The sequence below is a fragment of the Rhodococcus sp. OK519 genome (genome assembly GCF_003051005.1).
In the GTDB taxonomy this organism is placed as follows: Bacteria; Actinomycetota; Actinomycetes; order Mycobacteriales; family Mycobacteriaceae; genus Prescottella.
Genome location: NZ_QAOW01000003.1, coordinates 167758 through 179961 on the forward strand (window position 1 = coordinate 167758; position 12204 = coordinate 179961).

A 12204-nucleotide genomic window follows, 5' to 3' on the forward strand; every position below is an offset into this window, starting at 1 on the left:
CCGCGCTGCGGGTCGACGACTGGCAACCCACCCGCGACACCCTGCACATGTGGACCCAGATCGTCGGGAAGGTCCGCATGGCCCACACGCCGCTGGTCAACCACTGGTGGCAAGTCCCGCTGTATGTGACTGCGCGAGGGCTGACGACGTCGGCGATCCCGTACCGGACCCGGGTGTTCGAGATCGAGTTCGATCTGTCGGGCCACCGACTGGTGATCCGGGACAGCAACGGGGCACACCGCGAGTTCCCGCTCGAGCCGATGCCGGTCGCCGACTTCCACGCCCGCGTCATGCGCTCACTCGACGAGCTGGGCATCGAGACGCACATCCAGCCGACCCCCAACGAGGTTCCGAACGCGATCCCGTTCGCGGAGGACACGGTCCACGCATCGTACGATCCGGCGTCCGCGAGCCTGTTCTGGAAGCAGCTCATCCAGGCGGATCGTGGCCTGCACGCGTTTCGGTCGTGCTTCCTCGGCAAGGTCAGTCCCGTGCACTTCTTCTGGGGCTCGTTCGACATGGCGTGCACGCGGTTCTCCGGGCGGACCGCACCCCCGCATCCGGGTGGCACCCCCAACTGCGGCGACTGGGTGATGGTCGAGGGCTACTCGCACGAGCTGTCGAGCTGCGGGTTCTGGCCGGGCGGCGGCGAGGAGGGCGCCTTCTACGCCTACGCGTATCCCGAACCGGACGGTTTCGCCGCCTACCCCGTCGAACCCGATCAGGCGTCCTACAGCCCGGAATTTCGGCAGTTCCTGCTGCCGTACGAGGCGATCCGCACCGCCGCCGACCCCGACGCCACGCTGCAGAGATTCCTGCAGACCACCTACGCCGCGGCCGCCGACAAGGGCGGCTGGGACCGCGCCGCACTCGAGTGCGATCCGCACCGGTGGGACAGCGTCCGCTGACGTCCGGCAGCGCCGCCGACCAAATCTCGCCGCGCGCACTGATGCCTCGGCGGGCATCCATCAGTATCATTGCGACGTCGTCGAGCGACGGTATCTTTTTGGAGGCGGAGAGGTCAGGGCGAATAGGTGGGTGACGAGCACAATCCCGGTCACGCCGCGCCGGAAGGCCGTGCCCCCTGGGAACGCCCCATCGCCGACCGCGGCTACCGCGAATCGCACAGCCGACGCCGCAGGCTCCACGAATCCACTCCCGACGCCGACGGCGATGCAGGCCGCCGGGACCGCGAAGACGACCCCAGCGAGCAGCTGTCCGTCGCAGAACTGATGCAGAAGATGGGCCGGCCGGCCCCCGTGACATCGGGAGGCCGCCGCGCCCGCGCGGACGACGCCGGGGACACCGGGGACACCGGGGACGAATCGGGCCCGGACGAATACGCCGAACTCGACGTCGAGTCGACGGAAGTCATTCCCGTCGTACCCGCCTTCACGAACGAGCCCCCGCCCGAGCCCGAGCACGAACCGGCCGAAGCCAACTGGGTCGAGGACGCGGTCACCACCGCCTCTCCCCAGGCTGTCGGCGCACCGAACCGGACCCGCCTCGCCGCGAGCAAGAACCGCAAACGCCGCAAGCTGCTGGTGGTGGGACGGTCGTTGGTCGCCTTCATCGCGGTCATGGCAGTGCTGGCCACCGGAACCGTGTGGGGCTACCTACGCTCGGCCGAGGGGCGCTTCTCGCAGATCGCCGCGCTGGACACCAACTCGACGGACATCGTCGATCCCGGCGGGCAGACCGGTGACGAGAACTACCTGATCGTCGGCACCGACACGCGTGCCGGAGCGTCGGGATCGATCGGCGCAGGCACCGTCGACGACGCCGAGGGCGCCCGATCCGACACGGTGATGCTGGTCCACGTTCCCGCCGACCGCAGCCGCGTCGTCGCGGTCTCGTTCCCGCGCGACCTCGACGTCGAGCGGCCGGTGTGCCAGGGCTGGGACAATAACTCCGGCACCTACAGCACCGAGACGTACCCGGCCGCAGACGGCGACAAGCTCAACGCAACCTACGCCCTCGGCGGGCCGAAGTGCCTGGTCAAAGTCATCCAGAAGATGTCAGGACTGCAGATCAAGCACTTCGTCGGCATGGACTTCGCCGGATTCGAGAGCATGGTCGACAACGTGGGCGGCGTGAACGTGTGTGTCCCGCAGCCCCTCATCGACGGCGAACTCGGCACCATCCTGCCCGCCACCGGCAATCAGACCCTCGACGGCCGCAAGGCTCTCGACTACGTCCGCGCCCGCCACGTCGAGGCCGAGGGCAACGGCGACTACGGACGAATCAAGCGCCAGCAGCTGTTCCTGTCGGCGCTGCTGCGCGAGGCGATGTCGAGCAAGGTGCTGTTCGATCCGGGCAAGCTCAACGGCTTCATCAACGCGTTCACCCGCTCCACCTTCGTCGAGGGTGTCGACACCCGATCGCTGCTGACGCTGGGGCAGTCCCTGCGCAACGTCGATGCGGGCGCGGTCACGTTCATCACGGTCCCCACTGCGGGCACCAACGACTGGGGCAACGAGATCCCGCGCCTCGACGACATCAAGGCCATCTTCCAGGCGATCATCGACGACGAGCCACTTCCCGGCGAGGAACGCTCGGGCGAGAAGAAGGACACGACCCCGGCGCCGGCACCGGACGTGACCCAGCTCGCGACGACGCCCGAGGAACTGTCGGTGCAGGTCTCCAACGGCTCGGGCGTCTCCGGGCTGGCTGCGAGCACGGCAGACCGCCTCGCCACGTACGGGTTCGGCATCTACAGCGTCGGCAACTACAGCTCGACCAGCAACCAGACGATCGTGCGCTTCGCGCCCGGACGCGAAGCCGAGGCGGCCACCCTCGCATCGGCCATCCCCGGCGCCGTGCTCGAGTCCACATCTGGCCTCGGCAACATCGTCGAGGTGGTGCTCGGCACCGAGTTCGACGGCACCATCACCGCGCCCGCCGCGCCCGGCACACCCGTCGACTCCGGCCCCACGCGGATCTACACGGAGGACGGCGCGGAACTGCCCGCGGACCTGGCCGTCACGAACGCCACCGACAACCCCTGCGCCTGACCCCGGAACTGCCCCGGTCATTCACCCGCCGTTCACCCGACCGTGGTGACTTGGTTTCCGGCACGCCGTAGGCTGTGACCTCATGCGCGTGGCTTACAACGAACAGATGACCGAGCTCGCCGACACCCTCGGCGAGATGGCGGGCTTGGCCGGAGCGGCCATGGAGAAGGCAACCCAGGCACTCCTGCACGCAGACCTCGGCCTCGCCGAGCAGGTCATCGGCGAGCACGAGAAGATCACCGAACTGAGCGTCGTCGCCGAGGAACGGGCCTTCGCCCTCCTCGCCCTGCAGGCACCGGTGGCCGGCGATCTGCGGTCGGTGGTCAGCGGCATCCAGATCGTCTCCGACATCGACCGCATGGGCGCGCTCGCGCTGCACGTCGCCAAGATCACCCGCCGCCGGCACCCCAACCACGTCCTCCCCGAGGAGGTCAACGGGTACTTCGCCGAGATGGGGCGCATCGCCGTCGCCCTCGGCGCGGGTGCCGAGGAGGTCCTCGAGACTCGCGACCCCGAGCGGGCCGCGCGGATGAACGAGGAAGACGACGCGATGGACGACCTCCATCGCCACCTGTTCAGCGTGCTCATGGACCGCGAGTGGAGCCACGGCGTCGCCGCCGCCGTCGACGTGACGCTGCTGGGCCGCTTCTACGAGCGCTTCGCCGACCACACCGTCGAGGTCGCGCGCCGAGTGATCTTCCTCGTCACCGGCAAGATGCCGGTCGAGCCGCGCACCGAGGCCGACGACCTCAGCACCTATCCGGAGCTGTAGCGAGTCTTCTCCAGCAGGCGCCCGCCGGGATTCCCGGCGGGCGCTTCGTGTTTCCTCGATCGCGACGCGCGGTCCGCCCCGTCCGTGCGGTCCACCGCCAGGGCATGATCGAAGCGTGCGCCTCCCTCGACACGTCGAACGATCGACCGGCATCGTCGGGCTGCTCTGCGCCCTCTACGGGGCGGTGGGCCTGTTCGCATCGACCGTGCCGGTGGAGAATCGGTTCGTCGTCCTCCTCGCGGGCCGGACGCCTTCGTTGCTTCTGCTGACGCTGTTCGGTGCCGTCGTCGCCACGCTCGGCCGCCGCTGGATCGCGGCCGGCGCGTGCCTCGCGGTCTGCGCTCTGGGTACGGCGTTGCTCGCACCGCTCTACCTGCCGGGCGCGGACGGCGTCTCCCCCAGCGCCGCCACCGGACCCACGATCCGCGTCATGCAGGCCAATACGAAGATCGGACAGGCGGATCCGGCGGAACTCGTCCGCACCGTCCGCAACCGGGACATCGACATCCTGACCGTCCAGGAACTGACCGACGAATCGATCGAGGCGATGCACCTGGCCGGCCTCGACGAGGCACTCCCCCACCGATTCGTGGTCTCACGCGGCCCCGGCGGCGAGGGCGGCGGCATCTACAGCCGCTTCCCACTGTCGAACACCCGTGATCTCGACGGCTACCTGTCCGCCAACCTCACCGCCGACGTCGACGTGGGGCTGAGAGAACCGCTGGCGCTGTTGGCAGTCCACCCCGCGCCCGCCTACCTGTTCCCGGCCCAGCTGTGGGCGGCGGAGCTCCGGGGAATCCACGACGAGATGCGCGCGGATGCCCTGCGCGACAACGTGATCGTCAGCGGAGACTTCAACGCCAGCTACACCCAGCCGCAGTACCGGGCACTACTCACCGACGGTTACGCCGACGCGGCGGATCAGGCTGGTGCCGGGTTGGTTCCGACGATGCCGGCGGCCCGGTGGTACCCCGCGATCACCGGTATCGATCGCATCATCACGAAGGGCGCGGCGGTGACGAGTCTCGAACGCATCGACATCGCCGGATCCGACCATCACGGCGTGGTGGCCGACATCAGGCTGCGCACCGACGGCGCGTGACGGGCGCCGCGCTACGCGCCACCGTCGACGGAGATGAGTGCGCCGGTCACATACGACGAGGCGGGGGTCGCCAGCCACACCGCGGTCCCGACGATCTCGTCGGGGTCGCCGATGCGGCGCAGCGGCATGCGCGCGGTGAGCATCGACTCGTCGGTGGTCGATCCGAGGGCGCGCTCGAAGCTGTCGGTACGGAAGGGGCCGCACACGATCGTGTTGACCCGAATTCCCCTCGGGCCCAGCTCCTGTGCCGCGGCCACGGTGAGGGTGTTGAGCCCCGCCTTGGCCGCGGCGTACACGCTCGTCCACGGCGACGGACGCGTCGATGCTCGGGAACTGATGTTGACGATCGAGCTTCCGTCCGGCATCACCTCCGACGCCAGCGCCATCAGCCGCAGCGGGCCCTTGAGGTCGACCGCGAACGTCTTGTCGAACAGTTCCTCGGTCACGTCGACCAGTCGCGGAACCGACGGCGCGATGCCTGCGTTGTTGACCAGCACGTCGATCCGCCCGAAACGCTGAACGACGTTGTCCGTCAACGCCGCGCAGTCGTTCCAGTCACCCACGTGACATCGGACGGCGACGGCCTGTCCGCCGCTCGCCCTGATCTCGTCGACGACGGTCTCACACGCCTGCTCCTTCCGGCTCGACACGACGACTGTGGCGCCGGCGGCCGCATAGCCGAGGGCGATGGCCCGGCCGAGGCCTTTACTGGCACCGGTCACCACCGCGATTCTGCCCGCCATCGACAACGGCTCCACCGACCCGCTCAAGGCCGCGCTCCCGCGCGGTCAGCCACCAGATCACGCCGACTCGGCAGATGCTCGCTGGGCCAGTCGGTCGGTGACGGCAGGTACCCTGCCAGCACGTCGCGGGCGAGCGTGGCCTCGTGCACCTCGGTGGGGCCGTCCGCCACGCCCAGTGCGACCGACGACAACAGCATCTTCGCGAGCGGCATCTCGTTGGAGATCCCCAACGCCCCGTGTAGGTGCATGGTGCGCAGGACCGCACGGTGGTACACATGCGGTGTCGCGATCTTGACACCCGCGATCTCCCTGCGGGCTGCGCGGGCGCCCTGCGTGTCGACCACCCAGGCGGCGTGCAACACCTGCAGGCGAAACTGGGTCAACTCCACCCAGGCCTCGGCGATCTTCTGCTGCGTCACAGGGTTTCTCGCCAGCGAGGCACCCCGAGTGGTGCGGCTGAGCGCGCGTTCGCAGACCATGTCGAGGCAGCGCTGAACGGCGCCAACCGTCCGCATCGCGTGGTGCAGGCGCCCTCCACCCAGTCGTGCCTGGGAGATCTCGAACGCGCCGCCCACCTCACCCATGAGGCCGTCCACCGGGGCCCGGACATCGCGATACCGCACGTACGGATGGTTGCCCGCACCGTCCGGCTCGAGCCCCAGCCCGGTGTGCCGAACGATCTCGATCCCGTCGGTGTCGGCCGGCACCAGGAACATCGAGGCACGACGGTGGGGCGCGGCGTCGGGGTCGGTCACGGCCATGACGATGAAGAAGGCCGCATACGCCGCGCTCGACGAGAACCACTTCTCCCCGTCGATCACCCATTCGTCGCCGTCCAGCACCGCCCTCGTGGTGAAGGCGGTAGGGTCGGCACCGCCGTGCGGTTCGGTCATCGAGAAGCACGACGAGATCTCACCTCGCAGCAATGGTTCCAGGTATCTCGCACGCTGCGCGTCGCTGCCGTAGTGCGCGAGGATCTCCGCGTTGCCCGAGTCTGGCGCCTGACAGCCGAACACCGAGGGCGCGAACGCCGACCTCCCCAGGATCTCGTTCATGTGGGCGAGCGCCACCTGGCCGTAGCCCTGGCCGCCGAGGTCGGGAGTCAGGTGACACGACCACAGACCACGCTCTCGAACGCGCTCCTGCAACGGTCGAATGCGGCGGTCGTGCACGGGGTGCGACTTGTCGTAGATCACGCTCTCGTGACCGTACTCGAGATCGAGCGGCTCGATCTCCTTGCGCACCAGCTCACGGATCCAGTCGAGCTGCTCGGACAGCTTCGGGTCGATGGCGAAGTCGGTCATGTCAGCTCTTCCGATCGTCGAGGCGGCGTCGCGTAGTGGGCGTCATTTGAGGAGGAGCGTGTTGGCGGTCGTGCCCACACCGCCCGGGATATCGAGTGGTGCACTCGCGAGGAACATCTCCCACACCCCGTCGCTGCGGCAGTCACGGGTGACCGGCCCGAGATTCCACAGCTCGCCCACCGCCATCCCGAACGATCCGATGAGCGTCGGATGCAACCACCGCATCATTCCGTTGCCGCGCTCGAACTCCGGCCGCCAGGCCTCGAGCCCCGGATTGTCGGCGGCGATGCCCACGACGCCGTGGTCCCACAGCCAGCGCGCGACGTCCTCGCTGTCCTCGAGGCCGGCCGATTCCACGCGCTGTGGATCCGCGGCCCAATCACGTTTGAGCTGATCGGATTGCGCTACATACCAATCCAGGAACCCCGTGTACAGCAGAACGATGTCGCCGGCCACCAACCGCACTCGCGTAGCGGCGAGTGCCCGATCGAGATCCGCGACGCCGATCGGGGTCCGCGAGCCCGCACAGTAGTTCGGGTCGATCGCGCGCATCGCCGACTCCGCGTCCAGCAGCACAGCCCGCCCGGCGATGCCCCGTCGCGCCCAGACCTCGATTCCGAGCGCCCCTCCCAGGACACCGTCCAGCGTGTGGCCGTTGTAGAACGCATCGGCGCCGAAGGCGACGTGAGACAACGAGTCCCATTGAGCGCCGGCCTGTGGATAGAACCTGTCGATCCGGTCGTCCAGCGTGGTTCCGTCAGTTCCGGCCGATACCTCGTGGATCAACGACTCTCGCATGAACAGAGGCGGATCGATGACGTCCGGCGCCGTGTTGACAGGGAAGACGGCGCCCTTACGGACCAGCCCGGCGGCGGCCACGATCCGGGCGGGCGTCTGCAGATTGACTCGTCCAACTTGGTCGTCGGCACCGAAGACGTGCCATCCACACGGTCGACCCGCACCGTCCGTGGGCAACTCGTCGTAGGCCGGCACCGCAGGGCCGGTGGTCGTCTCGAAATACATGCGCGCGTCCTCGTCCTCTCGACTCGATGTCCTGGGCATTGCCGGATCCACAGGGCGAAGCGTCACTCGACGAGCTTGGCTGCCTCCTCACGCAAGCGCTGTTGCTCGGCCGGACGGCTGTGAATCGGGTTGTTCGGATCGGACCGGGCCCACTGGATGAGTTCGGCGACGCTGTAGGGGTGCTCGCCTCGGCGTCCGAGGAGATCACTCATTGTGCCGACGGGCTCACGCAGATCCTTGCCTGCCATCACCTGGTCCCAGTGCTCGAGGATGTTCTCGGGTGTCGGTTCGTCGTCGGGCGCCTGCCATCCCTCGGTGGTGGCGAGGATGAACCGAGACTGCCGACCCGCTCCGGCCTGGATGGCTTCGCCGGAGACGGGGCACTGTTCGTGGGCCAGCAGCGCGACCAGCGGCGACACTTTGGCCGGCGCGAAAGCATTGTCCAACATCGCCTGGAAGCGCTCGTCGGGTACACGCGGCATGTTCGGTGTCTGCGCCGCCGGCATCACCAGATTCACCTTGATGTCGAGGTCCGGACTCGTGACACGCTCGGCGGCGAGTTCGTTGGAGAGCACTCGGGTGTGCGCGAGCACACCGCCCTTACCCGCGGCGTACACGCCGGTCATCGGAATGCCCAGCACCGAACCCGATCCTGTGTTGACGATGCGACCGTACCGCTGACGTCGGAATATCGGCATCACGGAACGAATGATGTTGATCGTGCCGATGAGATGCACGGCGAGGGTGCCCTGCACCATCGCGTGATCCGGCAGCGTACCTCCGCCCCACGCCGCATTGTTGATCACCACGTCCAGTCGCCCCCACGCATCCAACGCGTCCTGGACGATTCGATCGGTGCCGGACGGATCGGTGATGTCGCTGTTGTTCTCCACCGCGATGCCGCCTGCCGCGCGCACCCGTTCGACCGTCTCCGAGGCTCCCGCGATGTCGTTGACGACGACCTTCGCCCCACGCTGAGCCAACAGCAGGGCATGCTCCTGCCCCATGCCGTGCTTCGCGCCGGTGATGGCGACGACCCTGCCGTCGAACCTCAGTCCACTCATCCGAACCAGACCCTCTCTGCACCAGAACAATCCAATTGGCAGCCCAGCAGACAACGGCAAATATTGTCTATACCGTGACTAGATATTTTGTCTAGACTTATTTATCTCCCGAGTGTCGCGGAATCCGTTGACACGCCGCCCGCAGCAGTGCCATTGTGTGAGCGTTCCCGGAAAAGGGAAGATGCGCGAGAGGTTCCCACCGTCAGCCGTTCACGCACTTGAACATTCGAAGACGAGGTACGCCGCATGCGTTCACTGATGCTCGTCGACGGCGACCTGAAGATCGCGCACTTTCATCGAAGTTCGTCATCGCTGTCTCGTCTCGTGAAAGGGAATCCGCAACATGAAGACCAAGGGCGCAATTCTGTGGGGAGTGAACGAGCCGTGGTCGGTCGAGGAGATCGATCTCGGTGATCCGCGCGAGGGTGAGGTCCAGGTAGAGCTTGCCGCGTCGGGACTGTGCCACTCGGACCATCATCTCGTCACCGGCGACATCGCACTGCCGGGATTCCCCGCGCTCGGCGGACACGAGGGCGCCGGTGTGATCACCAAGGTCGGGCCCGGTGTGAAGGGGTTGGCGGAGGGCGATCACGTGGTGCTGTCGTTCATTCCCGCCTGTGGCCACTGCGCCCAGTGCTCCACCGGTCACCAGAATCTCTGCGACCTCGGCATGTATCTACTTACCGGTCAAGCGATCTCCGACGGCACGCACCGCGTCCAGGCACGTGGCCAGGACGTCATCCCGATGTGTCTACTGGGCACGTTCTCGCCGTACGTGACCGTGCACCAGTACTCGGTGGTCAAGATCGAGCCGTACATCTCGCTCGAGGCGGCTGCGCTCGTCGGGTGCGGTGTCACCACCGGATGGGGGTCGGCGGTCAACATCGCCGAGGTGCGTCCGGGCGAGAGCGTGGTCGTCGTCGGTGTCGGCGGCATCGGCATCAACGCGGTCCAGGCGGCGGCAGCGGCCGGCGCCGAACGCATCATCGCGATCGACCCGGTCGAGTTCCACCGGGACCAGGCCAAGCGCTTCGGCGCCACGCACACCTTCGCCTCCATGGCGGAGGCGATCGAGCCGGTCATGGAGATCACGTGGGGTCGGATGGCCGACAAGGTGATGCTGGCGATGGGCGTGGTGCACGGCGAGGACATCGAACCGGCCATGATTCTGACCGCCAAGGGCGGTAAGTGCGTCGTCATCGGCCTCGCGTCCGTGACGGACATGGACACCCGACTCAGTCTGTTCCAGCTGTCGATGCTGCAGAAGCAGCTGTGCGGCACGATCTTCGGTGGTGCCAACCCCCGCAAGGACATCCCCTCCCTGCTGTCGATGTACCACGCCGGAAAGCTCAACCTCGACGATCTCATCACGAACACCTACCGCCTCGAGGAGATCAACGACGGCTACCAGGACATGCTGGACGGCAGGAACATCCGCGGCCTGATCCGGTACACCGCCGACGACCGGAACTGAGGCTGCGCGCATGGGCCTCTCGGCCGAGCAGCGCCGATCGCTCGACCGATGGCTCGACGAGAACGAACTGCATTGCGGTGCAACCACCGATGTCACACCGGTGCGAGGCGGACGGTCACACGTCATGTTTCGTCTGCGCCGGGCGGACGCGACGTGGATACTCCGTAGTCCCGCTGCCGTCGCGATCGATGCGGCGGCAGCGGGGTTGCGGCGCGAGTTCCGGGTTCTCGGGGCGCTCGGTGGCACCCGAGTACCGCACCCCGCACCGGTGGCGCTGTGCGACGATCCGGCCGTGCTGGGCACCGAGTTCTATCTGATGGAGGACGTCGACGGCATCAGCCCGATGCCGCGACACCTCGCGCAGCTGCACGCCGCCCCCGAGCCCACCGCTGTCGTGGACGCGCTGATCGATGCCCTCGCCCACCTGCACGACGTCGACTGGCGCAGGGTGGGCCTCGACGACTTCGGGCGGCCCGACGGCTTTCATGAACGCCAGACCGCGCGCTGGACAGGACAACTGCGGTCCTACGGCGAGAACGGGCTCGACGGCCTCGAGGACGTGATCGCGTGGCTCGACGGCCACCTGCCCACGTCTTGGCAGCCGACCCTGATGCACGGCGATTACCACATGATGAACGTCCTGATCGCGGTCGACGATCCGGTGCGGGTCAGCGCCGTCCTCGATTGGGAGACCACGACGATCGGCGACCCCCTGCTCGATCTCGCCGGTTTCCTGGAGGTGTGCCGAGAGGTCTATCGCCCCGAGGACGGCTGGCCGACACAGCAGTACATGGCGGCCCGCTACGCGAGCAGGCGGGGCATCGGCGACGCCGTCGACCTGACGTACTACAGGGTGCTGTACAACTATCGTCTGGCCGTTCTGCTCGAGGGCATCCACCAGCGATCGCGTCTCGACCCCACCCGGCCCACCGACGACGCCATGGGGCAGCGAGCGCGCAGCACGGCGCGACGCGCGAAGGAATTGATCGAATGACTGTGCGGCAGACGCGCTACCAGGCACTTGCCGAGGCACTGGAGAGGGACATCGCGGGCGGCGTCTACCCGGTCGGTTCCAAGCTGCCCAAAGAGACCGAACTGTGCGAGCAACACGGCATGAGTCGAGGCACCGTCCGACAGGCGCTGCAGCATCTCGAGAACCTCGGCATGATCGAGCGCCGCGCCCGCGCCGGCACCACCGTGCTGTCCCGCGAGCCAGAGAACCCGTACGTGCAATTCGTCTCCAGCAAGGACGAGATCATCACGCTCGTGGAGAAGACCAAGATTCGACGACCGTCCACCGGCGAGGTGGTGGCCGACTTCGCACTCGCAGCCCGACTGGACGTCGAGCCCGGCTCACGCTGGTTCCTCGTGGCCGGACCGCGCTACCTGCGCACGGGCTCCAAACAGCCGTTGTGCTGGAGCGACCAGTACATCCGCGCCGAGGCGCCCGGGCGAGAGCGTTTGCTGCGCGGCGACTTCGACCGGGAGTCGCTGCGCGGACACACGATCGAACAGGAAGTGCGCGCCGCCATGCTCACCGACGACGTCGCGGCCGCGCTCGACGCCGAACCACGTGCGCCCGCGCTGGTCATCACCCGTCGGCACTACGCGACCGACGGGGCGATGCTGTCGGTCAGCTTCCACATCCATCCCGCCGACCGATACAGCATCCGGACCACCCTCACCGACTCGTAGGGGCACGGGCTGC

The 12204-nt window shown here is 67.6% G+C and carries 11 protein-coding genes; 7 read left to right on the top strand and 4 right to left on the bottom strand.

The genetic code is table 11. From position 1 onward, the window contains the following. The first annotated feature begins 47 nt into the window (after positions 1-47). The 4 genes from C8K36_RS10850 to C8K36_RS10865 all read left to right on the top strand — a co-directional run bounded on the left by C8K36_RS10850 (position 48) and on the right by C8K36_RS10865 (position 4888). Complete coding sequence (locus tag C8K36_RS10850; protein ID WP_420910877.1) at positions 48-908, top strand: DUF5996 family protein; 861 nt, start codon at positions 48-50, stop codon at positions 906-908. A 126-nt stretch (positions 909-1034) separates the two neighbouring features. Then, positions 1035-3014, top strand: a complete 1980-nt coding sequence (locus tag C8K36_RS10855) for an LCP family protein (RefSeq protein WP_107984491.1) — start codon at positions 1035-1037, stop codon at positions 3012-3014. Between the two features lie 82 nt (positions 3015-3096). After that, the gene (phoU, locus tag C8K36_RS10860) at positions 3097-3786 is read left to right on the top strand and encodes a phosphate signaling complex protein PhoU (RefSeq protein WP_107984492.1); all 690 of its coding nucleotides are present in this window, start codon (positions 3097-3099) and stop codon (positions 3784-3786) included. A gap of 115 nt (positions 3787-3901) precedes the next feature. Next, complete coding sequence (locus C8K36_RS10865; protein WP_107984493.1) at positions 3902-4888, top strand: endonuclease/exonuclease/phosphatase family protein; 987 nt, start codon at positions 3902-3904, stop codon at positions 4886-4888. Positions 4889-4899: 11 nt separating this feature from the next. On the opposite strand, the gene C8K36_RS10870 is transcribed toward C8K36_RS10865, so the two are convergent. From C8K36_RS10870 to C8K36_RS10885, 4 genes are read right to left on the bottom strand one after another with little or no spacing between them, the layout of a single operon-like run. Beyond that, positions 4900-5631, bottom strand: a complete 732-nt coding sequence (locus C8K36_RS10870; RefSeq protein WP_107984494.1) for an SDR family NAD(P)-dependent oxidoreductase — start codon at positions 5629-5631, stop codon at positions 4900-4902. Positions 5632-5654: 23 nt separating this feature from the next. Next, on the bottom strand, positions 5655-6935 hold the full coding sequence (locus C8K36_RS10875) for an acyl-CoA dehydrogenase family protein (protein ID WP_107984495.1): 1281 nt from the start codon (positions 6933-6935) through the stop codon (positions 5655-5657). Between the two features lie 42 nt (positions 6936-6977). Continuing rightward, a complete protein-coding gene (locus tag C8K36_RS10880) occupies positions 6978-7997 on the bottom strand; it encodes a cyclase family protein (protein ID WP_146176488.1) in 1020 nt (339 codons plus the stop codon). 23 nt (positions 7998-8020) lie between these two features. Continuing rightward, positions 8021-9022 (bottom strand): SDR family NAD(P)-dependent oxidoreductase, encoded by a 1002-nt coding sequence (locus tag C8K36_RS10885; protein ID WP_107984497.1) that lies wholly within the window; start codon positions 9020-9022, stop codon positions 8021-8023. A gap of 343 nt (positions 9023-9365) precedes the next feature. On the opposite strand from C8K36_RS10885, the gene C8K36_RS10890 reads away from it, so the two are divergent. The 3 genes from C8K36_RS10890 to C8K36_RS10900 are packed head-to-tail and all read left to right on the top strand — an operon-like array spanning position 9366 to position 12191. Further along, on the top strand, positions 9366-10496 hold the full coding sequence (locus tag C8K36_RS10890) for an NDMA-dependent alcohol dehydrogenase (protein WP_107984498.1): 1131 nt from the start codon (positions 9366-9368) through the stop codon (positions 10494-10496). Positions 10497-10506: 10 nt separating this feature from the next. Beyond that, a complete protein-coding gene (locus C8K36_RS10895; protein WP_107984499.1) occupies positions 10507-11490 on the top strand; it encodes a phosphotransferase family protein in 984 nt (327 codons plus the stop codon). Next, positions 11487-12191, top strand: coding sequence for a GntR family transcriptional regulator (locus tag C8K36_RS10900; protein ID WP_107984500.1), 705 nt, complete (start codon positions 11487-11489; stop codon positions 12189-12191). Before C8K36_RS10895 ends, C8K36_RS10900 begins: the two co-directional genes overlap by 4 nt. The last annotated feature ends 13 nt before the right edge of the window (positions 12192-12204 follow it).